Here is an 18,480-nt window from a genome sequence, read left to right as displayed (position 1 = left end):
CTGCCGCGCCCTTATCCGACCACCCGCACCCCCAACTCCGCCGCGAACAGCGGTGCCAGGTCCAGGAGCTGACCCGGGCTGATCACCGCGCCGGACAGCCGGTCCGTACCGCGGGCGATGTCCAGCTCCGCCGCCGCGCGCAGGTCCACGTCGACCAGGGTCGCCGCGGTGAGGTCCGCCTGTCTCAGTACGCAGTCCACGAACTCGACGCGCTCGAGCCGGGCGCCCCCGAAGTCCGGCTCCACCAGGACGCAGCCCTCGAAGACGACGTCCTTGAGTCTGGCCGTGCGCAGGTTCAAGTAATCGATCTTGCCGCCGCGGATCATCACGCGCTCCAGCACGGCACCGTGCAACTGCGTCCCGCCCAGCCGGGCGTCCGTCAGCTCGACGTCCCGCAGGGTCGCCTCGGCGAGGTCCGTACCGACGCCTCTGATGCCTCTCAGGACGGAGTCCAGCACGCGCGCGTGGCGCAGCCGCGTCTCGTCCACCGCGCAGCCCGTCAGCGCGCAGTCCATGAAGCGCGCGCCGCCGCCGTCCTGCCCGGCGAAGTCGGCCTCCAGGAACTCGAGCCCGTCGTAGTCCCCGTCGGGCTCCAGCTCCCCGCCCCCGTGCGGAACGAGCGGAGGCAGCCGCAGCTCGGGCCGCCGCGCCCCCTTCACCGCCCCACCGCCGGCCCCCCTGCTCCCCGCGCCGGCCCTGCTCCCCGTACCGCCCTTCCTGCCCGTACCGCCCGTACCGCCCGCTCCCGCTGTCGCCCGTGCCATGTCCCCATGCTGCACCCCGCCACTGACAACAGCCCGTGACCTGCCGGTTCGCCACCCATGTCACATCCAGGCGCCGTCGATCAGTCCTAGGGACCACAGGACAGGACCAGCACCAGCACCATCGGCATCGGCATCGGCATCGGCATCGACAACGACAACGACAACGACAACGACAACGACAACAGCATCGGCAACAGAGGGGGACCCCTTCATGCACCGCATCACCGTCATCGGCGGCGGCCTCGCCGGACTCACCGCCGCCATCACCGCCGCCGAGACAGGCGCCCGCGTCACCGTGTACGAGGCCCACCACACCCTCGGCGGGCGGGCGCGCACCGCCGAGGGCCCGTACCGCACGAACGACGGTCCGCACGCCCTCTACAACGGCGGCCCCCACTGGACCTGGCTCCGGCAGCGCGACCTCATCGGCCCGCTGGCACCCCTGCCGCCCCTGGAGGCAACCCGGCTGCGGCTGCGCCACCACGGCACCCTGCGCCGCACCCCGCCGTTCGCGATGCTCAAGCTGCTGCGCCGCGGCGTCCGCCCCGCCCCCGTGGACGCCGACTTCATGACCTGGGCGACCGGGCTCGCGGGCGAAGAGGGCGCCCGGGCCGCCGCGAACTACTCCGCCGTCGCGCTCTTCCACCACGACCCCGGCGCTCTCTCCGCGGCGTTCGTGCAGGAGCGGCTGCGGCGGGCCGCCAAGCTGCCGCCGGAGGCGCACTACCCGCGCGGCGGCTGGGCGGGCGTGGTGGACCGGATGGCGGCCCGCGCGTGGAACCTCGGGGTCCGGATGGAGACCCTGTCCCGCGTCGACACCCTCCCCGAGGGCCGGGGTCCCGTCATCGTCGCCACCTCGCTGGACGCCGCCCGCCGCCTGCTCAAGGACGACTCCCTGGTGTGGCCGAGCGGCCGTACGGTCCTGGTCGACCTGGCCGTGCGGACCCGCCGCGGCGACGCGTTCGCCGTGTCCGACCTGGACGCGCCCGGCTGGATCGAGCGCTTCACCGCGCAGGACCGTACGCTCGCGCCGGCCGGGGAGCAGCTGCTCCAGGGCCAGTTCCCGATCGGGCCGGGGCAGTCGCGGGCCGACGGCGTCGCCCGCGCCGAGCAACTGCTCGACCTCGGCCTGCCCGGCTGGCGCGAACGCCTCACCTGGCGGCGGGAGTCGGTGGCCCTCGGGCGTACGGGCGCGGTCGACCTGCCCGGCACGAGCTGGCGCGACCGGCCCGCCGTCGACCGCGGCGGCGACGTCTATCTCGCCGGGGACCAGGTCGCCGCCCCCGGTGTGCTGTCGGAGGTGTCCTTCAACAGCGCGCTGGAGGCCGTCACCCTGGCCTCCAAGGTCCGCGACCGTCTTGACCTCAAGCAAGCTCGAGGTTGAAGGCTTGGGGACAGCCGGGCCGCGCCGCAACCGTGTCCCGGCCGCGCCGCAACCGTGTCCCGGCCACACCGCAACCGTCTCGCGGTCGCGCCACCGCCCCGCACGCGCCCTGAGGAGCCCGTCATGCACGCCGTCCGCCTGCACGCCTTCGGACCCGCCGAAAACCTCGTCCTCGAGAAGACCGCCGACCCCGAACCGGGGCCCGGCCAGGTCCGTATCGCCGTCGCCGCGGCGGGCGTCCACCTGCTGGACACCGCCCTGCGCGAGGGCGCGCAGGGCCCGGCTCCCGAGCCCACGCGACTGCCCACGATCCCCGGCCGCGAGGTCGCCGGCACCGTCGACTCGGCCGGCGAGGGCGTCGACCCCGGGCTGCTCGGCCGGCGCGTCGTCGTCCACCTCGGCTTCGCCCCCGGCGGCTACGCCGAACTGGCCGTCGCCGACGCCGCCCGCCTCCACGAGATCCCCGACGGCCTCGGCTTCGCGGCGGCGGTCGCCATGATCGGCACGGGCCGTACGGCGATGGGGATCGTCCAGTTCGGCGAGCTGGGACCCGGCTCCGTGGCCGTGATACCCGCAGCCGCGGGTGGTATCGGCACGCTCCTCGTGCAGTACGCGAAGCACGCGGGCGCCACCGTGATCGGCCTCGCGGGCGGCCCCGAGAAGACGGCCCGGGTCCGTGCGAACGGCGCCGACCTGACCCTGGACTACACGCGGGAGGACTGGCCGGAGCGGACCCGCGACCACCTCGGCGGCCGGGGCGCCACGGTCGTCTACGACGGCGTGGGCGGCGCGGTCGCGCGCGAGACCGTCGCGCTGCTGGCGCCCGGCGGCCGGCACATCGTCTTCGGCTGGTCCGCCGAGGGGATCCGCGACGGCGGACCGTACCTGGTCGAGGGGGTCTCGGAGCGGGTCCTCGGTCCGGTGATGCTGGGCCGGGCGGGCGGCCCCGACCCCCTGCGCACCCTGGAGACGCGCGCCCTCGCCGAGGCCGCCGCCGGCCGCCTCACCCCGGCCGTGCAGCTCTTCCCGCTCGCCGAGGCGGCCGCCGCGCACCGCGCCCTGGAAACCCGCCGCACCGTGGGCAAGGTCGTCCTGGAGCCGTAGCCCTGCCCCTGGCCCTGGCCGTTTCCCCGGAACCCGGAACAACGGAGCCCGTCAGCAGAACAGATCCCTCAGAACGACGGATTCCGAAGGAGACACCGTCGTCCCCCAGGGGCTAACGTCCCGCGCATGAGCAGCGAGGACAGGGGTGCGGGCGGCGTCCCGCACGCGGGTGGCACGGTCAACGGCGGGATCTCCTTCTGGTACGCGCAGGACGGCCGGCCCGCCCCGCGCGAGCCGCTGGCCGGTGACGCGGCGGCCGACGTCGTCATCGTCGGCGGCGGTTACACGGGCCTGTGGACCGCGTACTACCTCAAGAAGGCCGCCCCCTTCCTGCGCATCACCGTCCTGGAGCAGAAGTTCTGCGGCTACGGCGCCTCGGGGCGCAACGGCGGCTGGCTCTACAACGGGGTCGCGGGCCGCGACCGGTACGCGCGGCTGCACGGCCACGACGCGGCCGTACGGCTCCAGCGGGCGATGAACGACACGGTCGGCGAGGTCGTCAGGGTGGCCGCCGAGGAGGGCGTCGAGGCGGACATCCACCGGGGCGGCGTCCTCGAAGTGGCGTACACCCCGGCCCAGTTGACCCGCCTGAAGTCCTTCCACGAGACGGAACTGTCGTACGGGGAGAAGGACCGCGAGCTGTACGGCGCCCGGGAGACCGCCGAGCGGATCCGGGTCGCGGACGCCGTCGGCTCCACCTGGACCCCGCACGGCGCGCGCCTGCACCCCGTCAAGCTGGTCAAGGGCCTCGCCGCCGCCGTCGAGGCGCTGGGCGTCACGATCCACGAGGGGACGCCCGTCACCGAGATCCGCCCCAAGCACGCGGTCACCCCGTACGGCACGGTCCGCGCCCCGTACGTGCTGCGCTGCACGGAGGGCTTCACCGCCTCCCTGAAGGGCCAGAAGCGCACGTGGCTCCCGATGAACTCCTCGATGATCGCGACGGCTCCGCTGACCGCCTCGCAATGGGAGTCCATCGGCTGGGAGGGCCGCGAGACGCTCGGCGACATGGCGCACGCGTACATGTACGCCCAGCGCACCGCCGACGACCGCATCGCGCTCGGCGGCCGGGGCGTCCCGTATCGCTTCGGCTCGCGCACCGACAACGACGGCCGTACCGGACCCGCCACCGTCGAGGCGCTGTACGAGATCCTGATCCGCTTCTTCCCGTCCCTCACCGGCGTGCGCGTGGACCACGCCTGGTCGGGCGTGCTCGGCGTGCCGCGCGACTGGTGCGCCACGGTCACCCTGGACCGCTCCACGGGCCTCGGCTGGGCGGGCGGCTACGTCGGCTCGGGCGTCGCCACGGCCAACCTCGCCGCCCGCACCCTGCGCGACCTGGTCCAGCAGGACTCGGGCCAGTCGGGCCCCACCGAGCTGACCGCCCTGCCCTGGACCGGCCACCGCGTCCGCAAGTGGGAACCGGAACCCCTCCGCTGGCTGGGCGTCCACGGCATGTACGCCACCTACCGAGCCGCCGACCGCCGCGAACTGACCGCCCCCACCGCGACGTCCTCCCGCCTGGCCCGCCTGGCGGACCGGGTGGCGGGCCGCCACTGAGCCGCGCCCATGAAGAAGCCCAGGCCATGCGGCGCACGACCTGGGCTTGCCGGAGCCCCCTGTCGGATTCGAACCGACGACCTTCGCTTTACAAGAGCGGCGCTCTGACCAGCTGAGCTAAGGAGGCCTGCGCGTGCGTGCACCAGTGGACGGGCCCCGGTGCGCGGGTACGCGCCCGTGCAGTGTACCCACGTCACATGGGGTGCCTGTCGAAAATTATCTCGAACTTCATCGGCGCCGGAGTACTGACAGATCCGGTGAACGCCAGGTAGCGTCCTGACCCAGTTCACCCGTGTGGACTACACCACTAGCGCCACCAGGGATCTCTCCCCGGTGGAACACCACCTTTACAACGGATCGTCCGGCACGTTCCTGCCGGTGAAGGGGGCCCATCACCATGGCCACTGTCTCGTTCGACAAGGCGACCCGGATCTACCCGGGTTCCGAGAAGCCCGCCGTCGACGGCCTGGACATCGAGATCGAGGACGGCGAGTTCCTCGTCCTCGTCGGTCCGTCCGGCTGCGGCAAGTCCACCTCGCTCCGCATGCTCGCGGGGCTCGAGGACGTCAACGGCGGCGCCATCCGCATCGGCGACCGCGACGTCACGCACCTGCCGCCCAAGGACCGGGACATCGCCATGGTGTTCCAGAACTACGCGCTCTACCCGCACATGACCGTCGCCGACAACATGGGCTTCGCCCTGAAGATCGCCGGCGTCAACAAGGCCGAGATCCGCCAGAAGGTCGAGGACGCGGCGAAGATCCTGGACCTCACCGAGTACCTCGGCCGCAAGCCGAAGGCGCTCTCCGGCGGTCAGCGCCAGCGTGTCGCCATGGGCCGCGCCATCGTGCGCGAGCCGCAGGTCTTCCTCATGGACGAGCCGCTGTCGAACCTCGACGCCAAGCTCCGCGTCTCCACCCGTACGCAGATCGCCTCGCTCCAGCGCCGCCTGGGCATCACCACCGTCTACGTCACCCACGACCAGGTCGAGGCCATGACGATGGGCGACCGGGTCGCCGTGCTCAAGGACGGTCTGCTCCAGCAGGTCGACTCGCCGCGCAACATGTACGACCGCCCGGCCAACCTCTTCGTCGCCGGCTTCATCGGCTCCCCGGCGATGAACCTGGTCGAGGTCCCGATCACCGACGGCGGCGTGAAGTTCGGCAACTCCGTCGTGCCGGTCAACCGCGAGGCCCTCAAGGCCGCCGCCGACAAGGGCGACCGCACCGTCACGGTCGGCGTCCGGCCCGAGCACTTCGACATCGTCGAGCAGGGCGGCGCCGCCGCCAAGACCCTCTCCAAGGAGAGCGAGGACGCCCCGGCCGGTCTCGCCGTCTCGGTGAACGTCGTCGAGGAGCTCGGCGCCGACGGCTACGTCTACGGCTCCGCCAAGGTCGGCGACGAGCACAAGGACCTCGTCGTCCGGGTCAACGGCCGCGCGGTCCCGGAGAAGGGCGCCACGCTGCACGTCGTCCCGCGTCCGGGCGAGACCCACGTGTTCTCCACCTCCACGGGCGAGCGCCTCACCGACTGAGGCTGCCGGGAGGCCCTGAGGGAGGGGCCGGGAAAACCCCGTAAAACCCCGGAGAACCCCCGGGAAAGCCCCTCCTCACCCGCACGCGGGTGATTTCACCCAAGTTGACGAAAGAGGCCCCGCAGCCTGCTGCGGGGCCTCTTTCGTTGTCGACAAATACCCCGGCACACCGGTCATTTCGAGCGATGTACGTCAACCCGGCGCCGCGTATCCGCCGCTTTCCCGTCCCTCGAACCGGTGACTAAATGTCGCCAAATCATCACCCCGCGCTACTCTCACTCGCGTGAAGCACTCCACCACTAACCAACGGACCCGGCGTGGCCGTGGCCCCGCTCGCCGGATCGGCCGCACCCTCGCCCTCGTTCTGCCTGTCGTCCTGGTGCTCTCCGGGACCCTCGCGGTCACCCGAGTCAACTGGTCGGGGAATTCCTCGGACTCGGTGCTCACCGCATCCTCGACCGACGTCTCCAAGCGTCGCTCCGTCCGCACCGCGCAGGACGTCCTGCGCGACAGACTCCTCATGGAACTCCAGGAGAAGGATCCTGGCGTCGCGCTCACCCACCTCCAGCAGGCGGTGAACGGCCGTCCCTCGCTGGCCCGGCACTGCGTCTCCATCGCCCGCGCGCTCGGCCGCGCGGCCGTCCGTGTCTACGGCCCGACGCGCGCCCAGTCCTTCGCCCGGCCGGTCTGCGACACCTCTTTCGCCTCGGGGGTCTCCGCCGGCCTCGCGGCCCAGCACGGCTGAGCCCGCCGGCACCGTCCCCCGACCGCCGTCTCCGAGCCGCCGGTCACGGAACGGTTGCCGGCCACCGACCCCGGACGGGGCGCCACGTACAGTTCGGGCATGACCGATCCGAACGCCGCGTCGCGCCCCGTTCAAGCCGTTGTCCTGGCCGGAGGTCAGGGCTCCCGACTGCGGCCGTACACCGACGACCGGCCCAAGCCGATGGTGGAGATCCCGGGGACCGGGACGCCGATCATCGGGCATCAGCTCGGCTGGCTCGCCGAGGAGGGCGTCACCGACGTCGTCGTGAGCTGCGGCCATCTCGCCGAGGTCCTCCAGGACTGGCTGGACAGCGCGGACCTGCCGGTCAGCGTGAAGACGGTCGTCGAGCCCGAGCCCCTCGGCCGCGGCGGCGGTCTCAAGTACGCCGCCGCCCACCTCCCCCACCCGGACAGGCCCTGGTACGCGACGAACGGCGACATCTGGACCCGTTTCTCGCTGCGCGACATGGCGGACTTCCACACCGAGCGCGACGCCGCGGCGACCCTGGCGCTGGCCCGGCCCCGTATCCCCTGGGGCGCCGTCGAGACGGACGGCTTCGGCCACATCACGGACTTCATCGAGGCCCCGCCGACCACCACCGAGGTCAACGCGGGCGTCTACGTCTTCTCCGCCGAGTTCACCGGGCTGCTGCCCGAGCGCGGCGACCACGAGCGCACCACGTTCCCGCGGCTGGCCCGCGAGCGCCGGCTGTTCGGCTTCCCGATCCCGCAGGGCGCGTACTGGCGCGCCATCGACACCGCGAAGGACCTGACGGAAGCGGCCAAGGAACTCGCCGCACTGGGCCGCTGACCGACCGCCGGACGGCTGAGCACGCCACTGAGCACGCCGCTGAGGGCCCCGCACACCTGATCCGGTGCGTGAGGCCCTCAGCCGTCCCGCCCGTACGGTCCTGTGCCGTACGGTCCTTCGCCGTCTCGCCCGTACGGTCCTCCCGTACGGGCGCCGGGAGTTGTCAGCCCAGCAGGCCGCCCACCAACCGGTCGGAGCCGCCTGAGCCGCCCGAGCCGCCGGAACCGCTGCCGCCGGACGAACCGTCCGAGCCGCTGCCGCCGGAGGCGGTGCCGCCCGAGGACGGGCCCGAGCTGGTGCTCGGCGCCTGCTGCTCGACCGGTGCCGACTGCTGGGGCGGCACCTGGCCCGTGCCCTGCGTCTGGCTGGGCGCGCTGCCCTGCGTACTGCCCGACTCGCGGGCCGCGCCCGGTGTCGTGGCCGCGTCCGACGGGGACGAGGAGCTGCCCCGGGTGGGCGCCTGGGACTCGGACGGGTCGGCGCGGTGCTCGCCCTTGCCGGGCTCCTCGGGCAGCGGCGAACCCGGCAGCTCGTTGCGCGGCGCCTCACCCGGGCCCGGTACGACGACCCGGTCCGCGTCGCGGACGGCGCCGCCCAGGACGGAGCCGATCAGCAGGGTGAGCCCGACGGCGACGGTCGTGACGAGCGCGCCCCGGCGCAGCACCCGGCGGCGCAGCCGCCAGATGTCGGCGCGCGGTCCGAGCCTGCGCCAGGCCTCGCCCGCGAGGCGTCCGTCGACGGAGTAGACGGGGGCGCCCGCGATGATCAGCGGGGACCAGGCGGCCAGGTAGATGATGTCGGGCGCGTCGTACACCGGCACCGACTTCCAGCTCACGGTGACCAGGAGCGCGGCCGACAGACCGGCACCGACGACCGCCGCGACCCGCTGCCAGAGCCCGAGCACCGTGAGCACGCCCACGATGACCTGGAGGAAGGCGATGACGAGCCCGGCGCCGACGGGGTGCTGGAGCGCGAACTGCCGCAGCGGCTCGGCGACTTCCCAGGGGTGCAGGGTGTTGAGCCACTTGACCATGGAGCCGCGCTCGCCGCCGTCGAAGTAGACGGGGTCGCAGAGCTTGCCCATGCCGGCGTAGACGGAGATGAAGCCGAGGAAGACGCGCATGGGGAGGAGGACCACCCCGAGGTTCATCCGGCGGCCCGGATAGTACGCGTGCCGGACCGGGTCGGCGCCGTGCCGCTTGGCGGGCGCCGCGCCCTCGTCGCCGTCGTAACCGGTCCGGTCGTGACCGATGTCGTCGTACCCGGCCTCGTCGTAGCCCGGCTCGTCGTAGCCCGGCTCGTCGTAACCCGGCTCGTCGTACCCGGTGCCGCCGTAGCCGGTGCCGTCGAACGTGCCGTCGCCGAGGCCGCCGTCCGTGAAGTGCGTGCCGGCGTAGCCCGGTTCCTCGTACGCGGAGCCCACCGTGCGCATGTGCGGCAGCAGTCGGGTCTCGCCCGAGCCGGCGGTGCGCTGGCTGCCGACGACCGGCTGCTCGATGGTCTCGGCGGTCAAGTCGGCCGCGTAGCCACCCGGTTCGCCGCTCTCGACGCGCGGGATGACCTGGGTGGAGCCGGCGTCGCCGTGGCCCACGCTCGTGTTCCGCACGGCCTGGAGCAGCCGGCTGGCGCCCGTGTCGTCGGGCGCGGACCGCCCGCTCCAGACGACGGGTGCCCGGCGGCGCCCGCCCGCGGGCGCCGCGCCGGTGTCCGCCCGGCCCGCCGTGCCGACGACGGGCCTGCGCGCGGTGCCGTCCGCAGGGCTCAAGTACGGGGCGACGCGCGGCGACTGGGCCCGGGGCGAGGCTCCGAGCTGCACGCGGAAGCTCGCGTGATTGACGATGATCTGCGCCGGATCGCTCGGCACCTTCACCATGCTCAGCGCGGGAGCGTCGTCGAAGCCCGACGAGCGGTCCCCCGTGGGTGTGCGGGGTGTTCTGGTGTCCACACTCATCTAACCGAGTGACGTGTGTTTAGGACACTGCTTTGACCGCGCCGATCTGTCCGGACCGCGTCAACATCAACCCGATCATCCGGCTCGTCCCGTCGGGACGGCTTTCGCCGCCCCCAAAACTGCGAATTCTCAGGCGCGCCTGCGGGCCGCCTCGTAGAGGACGACGCCCGCCGCGACACCGGCGTTCAGCGACTCCGCGCCGCCGGGCATCGGGATGCGCACCCGGAAGTCGCAGGTCTCGCCGACGAGCCGGGACAGGCCCTTGCCCTCGCTGCCGACGACGATGACGACCGGGCCCTCCAGGGCCTCCAGCTCGCCGATCTCGTGCTCGCCGTCCGCGGCGAGCCCGACCACGGCGATCCCGGCCTTCTTGTACGCCTCCAGGGCGCGCGTCAGATTCGTGGCGCGCGCGACGGGCGTACGCGCCGCGGTGCCGGCCGAGGTCTTCCAGGCACCGGCGGTCATCCCGGCCGCGCGCCGCTCGGGCACGACGACGCCGTGGCCGCCGAAGGCGGAGACGGACCGGACGACGGCACCAAGGTTGCGCGGGTCGGTCACCCCGTCGAGGGCGACGATCAGCGGGTCCTGGCCCTCGTCGTACGCGGCGGCGGCGAGGTCCTCGGGGTGCGCGTACTCGTACGGCGGGACCTGGAGGACCAGGCCCTGGTGGTTGAGCCCGTTGGTCATCCGGTCGAGCTCGGGGCGGGGGGCCTCCATGAGGTGGATGCCGCCGCGCTCCCCAGCGAGCTGAAGCGCCTCGCGCACCCGCTCGTCGTTGTCGATGAACTGCTGCACGTACAGCGTCGTCGCGGGCACGCCCTCGCGCAGCGCCTCGACCACGGGGTTGCGCCCGACGACCATCTCGGACGTGCCCTTGCCGCCGCGTCCGCGGGGCGCGGGCCTGCGCGTGGCCGTCTGCTTGGCCTTGGCGGTGGCGATGCGGTTCTTCTTGTGGCCCTTGCGCATCTCGGCGGGCGGGGTGGGGCCCTTGCCCTCCAGGCCCCGGCGTCGCTGGCCGCCACTGCCGACCTGCGCGCCCTTCTTGCCGGACATGCGGCGGTTGTTAGCGGCCATGACCTACCTGTCTCTGCTCGTCGAAAGGCTCAAGGAAGAGCCCCAAGCGTACGTCTGTGTTCACGAGTGCGTGTTTACGAGTGTGCCGCCCGGAGGCCCGGGCGGCACATCCGCGGATGGACCGGATGGATCGCTAGCGCGGTCCGAGCGTCCAGCGCGGTCCCTGCGGGCTGTCCTCGATGACGAGGCCCGACTGGTTGAGCTGGTCGCGGATGGCGTCGGCGGTCGCCCAGTCCTTGCGGGAACGGGCGGCCTCGCGCTGCTGGAGCACCAGGCTGACGAGGGTGTCGACGACACCGTGCAGGTCCTCGCCGCGGCTCTCCTCGCCCGCCCAGTGCGCGTCGAGCGGGTCGAGGCCGAGGACGCCGAGCATGGCGCGTACCTCGGCGAGCCGGGCGACGGCCGCCTCCTTGTCGTCGGCGGCGAGCGCGGAGTTGCCCTGCCGGACGGTGGTGTGCACGACGGCGAGCGCCTGCGGCACGCCCATGTCGTCGTCCATCGCCTCGGCGAACGCGGGCGGCACCTCGGCGGCGGGCTCGACAGCGCCCCCCGCCTTCTCCACCACCCGCTGCACGAACCCCTCGATGCGCGCGAACGCCGACTCGGCGTCGCGCAGGGCCTCCACGCTGTACTCGATCATCGAGCGGTAGTGCGGGCTGCCGAGGTAGTACCGGAGCACGATCGGGCGCCAGTGCTTGACCATCTCGCTGACGAGCACCGAGTTCTTCAGCGACTTCGACATCTTCTCGCCCTTCATGGTGACCCAGGCGTTGTGCACCCAGTACCGGGCGAAGTCGTCGCCGAAGGCCTTGGCCTGGGCGATCTCGTTGTCGTGGTGCGGGAAGATCAGGTCGATGCCGCCGCCGTGGATGTCGAAGGCGGTCCCCAGGTATTTGTGCGCCATCGCCGAGCACTCCAGGTGCCAGCCCGGACGCCCCCGGCCCCACGGCGTCTCCCAGCTCGGCTCGCCGGGCTTGGCGGCCTTCCACATCGCGAAGTCGCGCGGGTCCCGCTTGCCCGTCTCGCCCTCGCCGGACGGCTGGAGCAGGTTGTCCAGCTCCTGGTTGGACAGCTCCAGATAGCCCGGGAAGGAGCGCACGTCGAAGTAGACGTTGCCCTCGGCCTCGTAGGCGTGGCCGCGCTCGATGAGCCCGCGCATCATCTCGACCATCTCGGTGATGTGCCCGGTGGCCCGCGGCTCGTACGTGGGCGGCAGGCAGCCGAGCACGTCGTAGCCGTCGTTGAAGGCGCGCTCGTTCGCGTACCCGATCGCCCACCAAGGGCGGCCCTGCTCGGCCGACTTGGCGATGATCTTGTCGTCGATGTCCGTCACGTTCCGGACGAACGTCACGTCGTAGCCGCGGTAGGCGAACCACCGGCGCATGATGTCGAAGTTCAGGCCCGACCTGATGTGCCCGATGTGGGGTGCGGCCTGCACGGTGGCGCCACACAGGTAGATCGAGACGCAACCCGGCACGAGCGGGGTGAAGTCACGGATCTGCCGGGCGCTGGTGTCGTACAGGCGAATAGTCACCACTCCAGGGTAGTGGGCCCTGGCCAGTGCCCCGCGCCCCTTCTCCCGCAAGGAGCGCGTATTCGTGACATACGGCGCCCGCGGACGGTCCCGGCGGACGTCCGGCGGCGGGCGGACCGGCCGGATCCGGACAGAACGCCCGCCGCGGGCCCGGACCTCTCAGCCGGTCCTGGCCACCAGCGCCGTCGCGACCGCCATCAGGCCCTCGTCGCGGCCGGGGAAACCCAGTCCGTCGGTGGTGGCCCCGGAGACCGAGACGGGCGCCCCGGCCGCCTCGGAGAGGATCTTCTGCGCCTCGTCCCGGCGCTTGCCGATCTTCGGCCGGGGACCGATCACCTGGACCGCCACGTTGCCGATGGTGAAACCGGCCTCGCGGACGATCCGGGCGGCCTCCGTCAGCAGGACGGCGCCCGGGGCGCCCGACCACTCGGGGCGCCCGGTGCCGAAGTGCGCGCCGAGATCGCCGAGGCCCGCCGCGGAGAACAGCGCGTTGCACGCGGCGTGCGCCACGACGTCCGCGTCGGAGTGCCCGGCGAGACCGGGCCCCTCGCCCTCCCAGAGCAGCCCCGCGCACCACAGCTCGCGGCCCTCCTCGAAGGCGTGGATGTCGGTCCCGATGCCGACCAGCGGCAGCACCGGCATCACGGCCGGCTGCCCGGAAGCCGTCACCGCGGGCTGCTCAGAAGCCATCGTTCAGCCTCCTGCGCGCGAGAACCGCCTCGGCGAGCACGAGGTCCAGCGGGCGCGTCACCTTGAACGCCTCCTCGTGGCCCGGCACCACCACGACCTGGAGCCCGAGCTGCTCGACCAGGCCGGCGTCGTCGGTGACGTCGCCGGTGACCGTCTCGTGGGCGCGCACCAGGGTCGCGCGGTCGAAGCCCTGCGGGGTCTGGACGGCGCGCAGCCGGGCCCGCTCGGGGGTGGCGACGACCGGCTCGGGCGTCCCGTCGGTGCGCGGGTCGACCTGCTTGACGGTGTCGGAGAGGGGGAGCGCAGGCACCACGGCGGGCGCGCCGTCCCGTACCGCCTCGATGACCGCGTCGACGGTGTCGACCGGCACCAGCGGCCGGGCGGCGTCGTGCACCAGCACGGTGTCGATGCCGGGCGGCAGCGCGTCGAGTCCGTACCTGACCGACTCCTGGCGGCTCTCGCCGCCGGGAACGACCAGGAAGTCCGTCCGGTCGGGCAGCGCGTGCGCGTCGAGCAGCGTCTTGACCTCGGGCGCGCCGTCGGGCGGCGCCACGACGACCACGAGGGAGACGGCGCGGGACGCGGCCATCGCGCGCACGGCGTGGATCAGCATCGGCGTGCCGTTGAGCGTGCGGAGCGCCTTCGGGGCGCCCGGGCCGAGGCGCACACCGCGTCCGGCGGCCGGAATCACGGCGGCGGTACGCGGCTCCGCGGGCGAGGGGCGCGATTCGTCAGTCATCGGTTCCTGTCAGGGTCAGGTGGGACGGCGGAGGCCATGTCACCACACCGGGGCGGCCGTCCGGCCCGGCGGGCGGGCCCGCGGAGCCGACCGGGAGGCGCCGGTTTGGCGTCGGGGGCGAGGTGGGTATGGCCTGGGGGTGCCCCTCGCTCCTGGCGTTCGGGGGGAAGTGCCGGGCGCGACGCCTTGACCGGACCCTTCCGTGACATCCGGTCGAGTCTGCTGCCCGGGCCCGGCACTCATCGCAGTACTGGCAGGACATGCAGGACTCGCGTGACGTACGGCACAACATGCGGAACATGCGAGGCACCCGGTCCGGCTTTCCGGACACGGACATGCCGCAGCGCCCGGCGACAGCAATTGCGTCATCGGGCACCGCGGCATTTCGTTGCGCCTAGCGCCGGCGGGCTGCCTGAGCTTCCCGCGTCAGGACGCGAGGACCTCGTCGAGCAGGGCCTCGGCCTTGTCCTCGTTCGTGTTCTCCGCGAGGGCCAGCTCGCTCACCAGGATCTGCCGGGCCTTGGCGAGCATTCGCTTCTCACCTGCGGAGAGTCCACGCTCGCGCTCCCGGCGCCACAGGTCGCGCACGACTTCCGCGACCTTGATGACGTCGCCGGAGGCGAGCTTCTCCAGGTTTGCCTTGTAGCGACGCGACCAGTTCGTGGGCTCCTCGGCGTACGGCGCGCGCAGCACCTCGAAGACCCGGTCCAGCCCGTCCTGACCGACCACATCACGCACGCCGACGAACTCCGCATTGTCCGCTGGCACACGCACCGTCAGGTCGCCCTGAGCGACCTTCAGCACCAAGTAGGTCTTGTCCACGCCTTTGATCTGGCGAGTTTCGATGGCCTCGATCAGCGCGGCCCCGTGATGGGGATAGACCACGGTGTCGCCAACCTTGAACGTCATGTGACAGGTACCCCTTCCGTGGCTATCCAGGGTAACACGGATACGGCGTCTTCTGAATGGCGTTTTCGCAGGTCAGGGCATATCTCGGGGCTTGACAACAACAACAGGAACGTGCTTCGGCCGCCGAGCGGAAGACGGTATTCGCAGGTGGGAGCGGCTGTTCAGGGCAAGTGAAACGCGCACGCTACACCCGCCGGAACCCTCCGAGCAGCATCCGAACGTCCTATTTTGTCCGGGTCCAAGAGAGCGACTTCCGCTACTCCGTTCGGAGGCCGGAGTCGGGTACGAGACGAATCCGGAATTGATCACGGCGGCCGGTGATCAATTCCCCGGACGGCTCCGCATTCCCTCCGGACCCTTACTGATCCTTACCGGAAAATCCTCCGGGCGGACGGCCGCCGTTCTTATCCGAATGCCGGACCGGTGCCGCGTCGGAGTACCTCGGAGTCTGCTGCGGGAAGCGACGCCGGAACAGGGCGCGCGGGCGGCGCACGGGAGCCCTGCCGGTGCGTCGTGCGGGCCCGGGGTGGATGCCGCGCGGGCTGGGGGCGGACGCCGCCGTGCGTCGTACGGACCCGTGGTGGGACGCCTCCGTGCATCGTACGGACCCGTGGTGGATGCCTCCGTGCCTCGTACGGGCCGTCGCGAGTGCCGTCGGCCGTGCGTCGCGGGCCGTCGTGCGTGCCGCCGGTGGAGCGAAGTCGCGGGCTCGGGAGGGTCGGGTGCGGCGTCGCGGGAACGGCTCGGTAACCTAAGCCCGCTGACAGACACTTAGGGCGGCTTTACAGCCGTACGGCCGCTCGCCCCCCGTATCGCCCACGTTCAAGGAGTTGCCGCCGCCGTGAGCAGCAGCCTTCGACGCGGCGCTCTCGCCGCCGCCGCCATCGCGTTCTCGATCGCCTCGCTCGCCGCGTGCGGCGCCGGAAGCAACGCCCAGACCCTGGAGATCAAGCCGGACAACGCGGCTACCACGGTCGGCGACATCAAGGTGCAGAACGCCCTGGTCATCACCCAGCCCAACGCCGAGACGGGCGGTCCGGCCGCCGTCGCCGCGACGCTCTTCAACAACGGGACCAAGGCGCAGACCCTGGACTCGATCACCGTCGAGGGCCAGACCGCCGAGATCAAGCCCGCCAAGGGCTCCGGCAAGGTGAGCATCCCGGCCGGCGGCTACGTCACCGTCGGCGGCAAGGACAACGCCTCCGCGGTCCTGTCCAGCGGCGACGTCGTCAAGGACGGCAACGCGCAGAAGGTCACCTTCGACTTCAGCAAGACCGGCGCCGTGTCCCTGCGGGCGTTCGTGGTGCCGGCCGAGCACCAGTTCACCGACTGGGGTCCGAGCGACATCCCCGAGGCCCCGGGCGCCTCCGCCTCGCCCTCCGAGTCGGAGGGCACCGGATCCGCGAGCGGCAAGCCGTCGGCCGGTTCCTCGCCGTCGGGCGAGGCGTCGGGCGAGGCGTCCGGCGAAGACGCCGACGAGTCTTCGGACACGCCGTCGGACACCGCGGGCTCGGCCTCGGCCTCGGACAACGCTTCCGGGCACTGAGGGCCTGAACACGCGGTCGCTGAGGGCCTGAACACGCGGTCGCTCAAGGCCTGAACACGGCTGAAGGGCGGGACCCCGCACGGGGTCCCGCCCTTCGTCGTACCAGAGCGGCCCGGAGCGGCCGACGGAGGCCGCGGCCGGTCTACGGCTCGAACTTGTAGCCGAGGCCGCGGACCGTCACCAGGTAGCGCGGCGCGCCCGGGTCGGGCTCGATCTTGGCGCGCAGGCGCTTGACGTGGACGTCGAGGGTCTTTGTGTCACCGACGTAGTCGGCGCCCCAGACCCGGTCGATGAGCTGCATCCGGGTCAGCACCCGGCCGGCGTTGCGCAGCAGCATCTCCAGCAGGTCGAACTCCTTGAGCGGGAGGTCGACCTTGGAGCCGGAGACGGTCACGACGTGCCGGTCCACGTCCATGCGGACCGGACCCGCCTCCAGGGCGGCCGGGGTGACCTCCTCGGGCTCCCCGCGGCGGCGCAGGACGGCCCGGATCCGGGCGACCAGCTCGCGCGAGGAGAAGGGCTTGGTCACGTAGTCGTCGGCCCCTATCTCCAGGCCGACGACCTTGTCGATCTCGCTGTCCTTGGCGGTGACCATGATCACCGGGACGTTGGACCGGCCGCGGAGCTGGCGGCAGACCTCGGTGCCCGGCAGGCCGGGCAGCATCAGGTCGAGAAGGACGAGGTCGGCTCCGTTGCGCTCGAACTCGTCGAGACCGTCGGGCCCTGTGGTCGCGATGGCGACCTCGAAGCCCTCCTTGCGGAGCATGTACGACAGGGCGTCGGAGAAGGACTCCTCGTCCTCGACGACGAGCACTCGGGTCACGGAAGGACCTCCGGGGCAGGAAGCGGTTCGTACGGGGATGTGACGGTGGTCGTCCCGTCGGGCTGCGCGGCCTCGTCTTCTTCGTCGAGTCCAGGCATGTGATGGCTCACGCGGTCGCGGGCCGCACCCGCCTCCGGCAGCCGCAGGGTGAAGGTGGAGCCCTGTCCCTCCGAGCTCCACACCGTGACCTCCCCGCCGTGCGAGGCGGCCACGTGCTTGACGATCGCGAGGCCAAGGCCAGTGCCTCCGGTGGCACGGGAACGGGCCGGGTCCACGCGGTAGAAGCGCTCGAAGACGCGCTCCTTGTCCTTGTCCGAGATGCCGATGCCCTGGTCGGTCACGGCGATCTCGATGAGGTCTCCGCCGGGCGCGGCGACCCGGCGCGCGGCTATGCCGACCCGGGTGCGGGCGGGCGAGTAGTTGACGGCGTTCTCCACCAGGTTGCCCAGGGCGGCGGCGAGCTGGCCGCGGTTGCCCCACAGGTGCAGTTCGGCGGTGCCGCCCGCCGCCATGGTGATCTGCTTGGTGCCGGCCTGGTGGCGGCAGCGGTCGATCGCCTCGGCGACGAGTTCGTCGACGCGCACCGGCTCGGCGTCCTCCAGCGGGTCGTCGTTCTGCACCCGGGAGAGGTCGATGAGCTCCTGCACCAGGTTGGTCAGGCGGGTGGCCTCTATCTGCATCCGCCCGGCGAAGCGCTCCACGGCCTCCGGGTCGTCCGAGGCGTCCATGACCGCCTCGGAGAGCAGGGACAGGGCGCCGACGGGCGTCTTGAGCTCGTGGCTGACATTCGCCACGAAGTCGCGCCGTACGGCTTCGATCCGGCGGGCCTCCGTGAGGTCCTCGACCAGGAGCAGCACCAGGCGCGAGCCCAGGGGCGCGACCCGCGCCGATACGGCGAGACCCTCCCCGCGGCCCGTGCCGCGGCGCGGCAGGTCCAGCTCGACCTGGCGTATCTCGCCGTCGCGGCGGGTGTCCCGGGCCATCTGGAGCATCGGCTCCACGGCCAGCTTCCCGCCCCTGACCAGGCCGAGCGCGTACGCCGCGGAGCTGGCCTTGACGACGGCGTCCGCCTCGTCGAGCACGACGGCGGAGGACCGGAGCACGGAGAGCACCGTGTCGACGCCCGGCGGAAGCACCGGGTCCGTGTGCAGGGAAGTCCTGGTCGGCCGTTTCTGGTCGCGCTCGCTCCAGCGGAACGCCAGCATGGCGATGACGCCGGTGAGTACTCCGGCGATCGCTGCCGCTGCGGCGACCGCCGCGTTCACGTCCATGCGTCAAGGTTAGGCACGTCG

17 protein-coding genes and 1 tRNA gene are annotated in these 18,480 nt (G+C 72.3%); 7 read left to right on the top strand and 11 right to left on the bottom strand.

What is annotated here, in order from left to right; all coding sequences use genetic code 11:
• Positions 1–11 precede the first annotated feature (11 nt).
• A complete protein-coding gene (locus ACFV6E_RS10580; protein ID WP_385161034.1) occupies positions 12–764 on the bottom strand; it encodes a pentapeptide repeat-containing protein in 753 nt (250 codons plus the stop codon).
• Between the two features lie 60 nt (positions 765–824).
• Positions 825–977: a hypothetical protein gene (locus ACFV6E_RS10575; protein WP_385460489.1), complete on the bottom strand. Its 153-nt coding sequence runs from the start codon at positions 975–977 to the stop codon at positions 825–827.
• Between ACFV6E_RS10575 and ACFV6E_RS10570 the strand changes: the two genes are divergently transcribed.
• The 3 genes from ACFV6E_RS10570 (at position 976) to ACFV6E_RS10560 (ending at position 4,812) form a co-directional block, all read left to right on the top strand.
• A complete protein-coding gene (locus ACFV6E_RS10570) occupies positions 976–2,148 on the top strand; it encodes an NAD(P)-binding protein (protein WP_385161038.1) in 1,173 nt (390 codons plus the stop codon). The two genes, ACFV6E_RS10575 and ACFV6E_RS10570, sit on opposite strands and share 2 nt — an antisense overlap.
• A 123-nt stretch (positions 2,149–2,271) precedes the next feature.
• Positions 2,272–3,252 carry a zinc-binding dehydrogenase gene (locus tag ACFV6E_RS10565; protein WP_385161040.1) on the top strand — a complete coding sequence of 327 codons (981 nt, stop codon included), beginning with the start codon at positions 2,272–2,274 and terminating at the stop codon, positions 3,250–3,252.
• 126 nt (positions 3,253–3,378) lie between these two features.
• Entirely contained in the window at positions 3,379–4,812 is a 1,434-nt protein-coding gene (locus ACFV6E_RS10560; RefSeq protein ID WP_385161042.1) for an NAD(P)/FAD-dependent oxidoreductase, read from the top strand.
• A 53-nt stretch (positions 4,813–4,865) separates the two neighbouring features.
• Here the strand turns inward: ACFV6E_RS10560 and ACFV6E_RS10555 are convergent.
• Positions 4,866–4,939, bottom strand: a tRNA-Thr gene (locus ACFV6E_RS10555).
• Between the two features lie 270 nt (positions 4,940–5,209).
• On the opposite strand from ACFV6E_RS10555, the gene ACFV6E_RS10550 reads away from it, so the two are divergent.
• The 3 genes from ACFV6E_RS10550 to ACFV6E_RS10540 all read left to right on the top strand — a co-directional run bounded on the left by ACFV6E_RS10550 (position 5,210) and on the right by ACFV6E_RS10540 (position 7,922).
• Positions 5,210–6,346: an ABC transporter ATP-binding protein gene (locus ACFV6E_RS10550; protein ID WP_385161044.1), complete on the top strand. Its 1,137-nt coding sequence runs from the start codon at positions 5,210–5,212 to the stop codon at positions 6,344–6,346.
• Between the two features lie 283 nt (positions 6,347–6,629).
• A complete protein-coding gene (locus tag ACFV6E_RS10545; protein ID WP_385161046.1) occupies positions 6,630–7,091 on the top strand; it encodes a hypothetical protein in 462 nt (153 codons plus the stop codon).
• 99 nt (positions 7,092–7,190) lie between these two features.
• On the top strand, positions 7,191–7,922 hold the full coding sequence (locus tag ACFV6E_RS10540) for an NDP-sugar synthase (RefSeq protein WP_385161048.1): 732 nt from the start codon (positions 7,191–7,193) through the stop codon (positions 7,920–7,922).
• 163 nt (positions 7,923–8,085) lie between these two features.
• On the opposite strand, the gene ACFV6E_RS10535 is transcribed toward ACFV6E_RS10540, so the two are convergent.
• The 6 genes from ACFV6E_RS10535 to ACFV6E_RS10510 form a co-directional block, all read right to left on the bottom strand.
• Entirely contained in the window at positions 8,086–9,867 is a 1,782-nt protein-coding gene (locus tag ACFV6E_RS10535; RefSeq protein WP_385460561.1) for a DoxX family membrane protein, read from the bottom strand.
• A 135-nt stretch (positions 9,868–10,002) separates the two neighbouring features.
• Complete coding sequence (gene rlmB / locus ACFV6E_RS10530) at positions 10,003–10,947, bottom strand: 23S rRNA (guanosine(2251)-2'-O)-methyltransferase RlmB (protein ID WP_385161050.1); 945 nt, start codon at positions 10,945–10,947, stop codon at positions 10,003–10,005.
• Positions 10,948–11,080: 133 nt separating this feature from the next.
• Complete coding sequence (gene cysS / locus ACFV6E_RS10525) at positions 11,081–12,481, bottom strand: cysteine--tRNA ligase (protein ID WP_385161052.1); 1,401 nt, start codon at positions 12,479–12,481, stop codon at positions 11,081–11,083.
• 159 nt (positions 12,482–12,640) lie between these two features.
• Positions 12,641–13,171: a 2-C-methyl-D-erythritol 2,4-cyclodiphosphate synthase gene (gene ispF / locus ACFV6E_RS10520; RefSeq protein ID WP_385161054.1), complete on the bottom strand. Its 531-nt coding sequence runs from the start codon at positions 13,169–13,171 to the stop codon at positions 12,641–12,643.
• Positions 13,161–13,910, bottom strand: coding sequence for a 2-C-methyl-D-erythritol 4-phosphate cytidylyltransferase (ispD, locus tag ACFV6E_RS10515; RefSeq protein ID WP_385161056.1), 750 nt, complete (start codon positions 13,908–13,910; stop codon positions 13,161–13,163). Before ispD ends, ispF begins: the two co-directional genes overlap by 11 nt.
• A 426-nt stretch (positions 13,911–14,336) precedes the next feature.
• The gene (locus ACFV6E_RS10510) at positions 14,337–14,819 is read right to left on the bottom strand and encodes a CarD family transcriptional regulator (protein WP_003953493.1); all 483 of its coding nucleotides are present in this window, start codon (positions 14,817–14,819) and stop codon (positions 14,337–14,339) included.
• An 841-nt stretch (positions 14,820–15,660) separates the two neighbouring features.
• On the opposite strand from ACFV6E_RS10510, the gene ACFV6E_RS10505 reads away from it, so the two are divergent.
• On the top strand, positions 15,661–16,365 hold the full coding sequence (locus ACFV6E_RS10505) for a DUF461 domain-containing protein (RefSeq protein WP_385460486.1): 705 nt from the start codon (positions 15,661–15,663) through the stop codon (positions 16,363–16,365).
• A 142-nt stretch (positions 16,366–16,507) separates the two neighbouring features.
• Here ACFV6E_RS10505 and ACFV6E_RS10500 read toward each other — a convergent pair whose 3' ends face one another.
• Positions 16,508–17,188 (bottom strand): response regulator transcription factor, encoded by a 681-nt coding sequence (locus ACFV6E_RS10500; protein WP_009340348.1) that lies wholly within the window; start codon positions 17,186–17,188, stop codon positions 16,508–16,510.
• Positions 17,185–18,459, bottom strand: coding sequence for a sensor histidine kinase (locus ACFV6E_RS10495; RefSeq protein ID WP_385161061.1), 1,275 nt, complete (start codon positions 18,457–18,459; stop codon positions 17,185–17,187). Before ACFV6E_RS10495 ends, ACFV6E_RS10500 begins: the two co-directional genes overlap by 4 nt.
• Between the last annotated feature and the right edge of the window lie 21 nt (positions 18,460–18,480).

The sequence above is a fragment of the Streptomyces sp. NPDC059785 genome (assembly GCF_042732375.1).
Lineage (GTDB): Bacteria > Actinomycetota > Actinomycetes > Streptomycetales > Streptomycetaceae > Streptomyces.
The sequence above is the reverse complement of the archived record's forward strand: the minus strand, read 5'-3'. Positions and strand labels throughout refer to the sequence as shown.

Bases quoted from the DNA above. Each gene is read 5' to 3' on its own strand.
- ACFV6E_RS10580 (WP_385161034.1), bottom strand. From the start codon at position 764: ATGGCACGGGCGACAGCGGGAGCGGGCGGTACGGGCGGTACGGGCAGG.
- ACFV6E_RS10570 (WP_385161038.1), top strand. From the start codon at position 976: ATGCACCGCATCACCGTCATCGGCGGCGGCCTCGCCGGACTCACCGCC.
- ACFV6E_RS10575 (WP_385460489.1), bottom strand. From the start codon at position 977: ATGAAGGGGTCCCCCTCTGTTGCCGATGCTGTTGTCGTTGTCGTTGTC.
- ACFV6E_RS10565 (WP_385161040.1), top strand. From the start codon at position 2,272: ATGCACGCCGTCCGCCTGCACGCCTTCGGACCCGCCGAAAACCTCGTC.
- ACFV6E_RS10560 (WP_385161042.1), top strand. From the start codon at position 3,379: ATGAGCAGCGAGGACAGGGGTGCGGGCGGCGTCCCGCACGCGGGTGGC.
- ACFV6E_RS10550 (WP_385161044.1), top strand. From the start codon at position 5,210: ATGGCCACTGTCTCGTTCGACAAGGCGACCCGGATCTACCCGGGTTCC.
- ACFV6E_RS10540 (WP_385161048.1), top strand. From the start codon at position 7,191: ATGACCGATCCGAACGCCGCGTCGCGCCCCGTTCAAGCCGTTGTCCTG.
- rlmB (WP_385161050.1), bottom strand. From the start codon at position 10,947: ATGGCCGCTAACAACCGCCGCATGTCCGGCAAGAAGGGCGCGCAGGTC.
- ispF (WP_385161054.1), bottom strand. From the start codon at position 13,171: ATGGCTTCTGAGCAGCCCGCGGTGACGGCTTCCGGGCAGCCGGCCGTG.
- ispD (WP_385161056.1), bottom strand. From the start codon at position 13,910: ATGACTGACGAATCGCGCCCCTCGCCCGCGGAGCCGCGTACCGCCGCC.
- ACFV6E_RS10510 (WP_003953493.1), bottom strand. From the start codon at position 14,819: ATGACGTTCAAGGTTGGCGACACCGTGGTCTATCCCCATCACGGGGCC.
- ACFV6E_RS10495 (WP_385161061.1), bottom strand. From the start codon at position 18,459: ATGGACGTGAACGCGGCGGTCGCCGCAGCGGCAGCGATCGCCGGAGTA.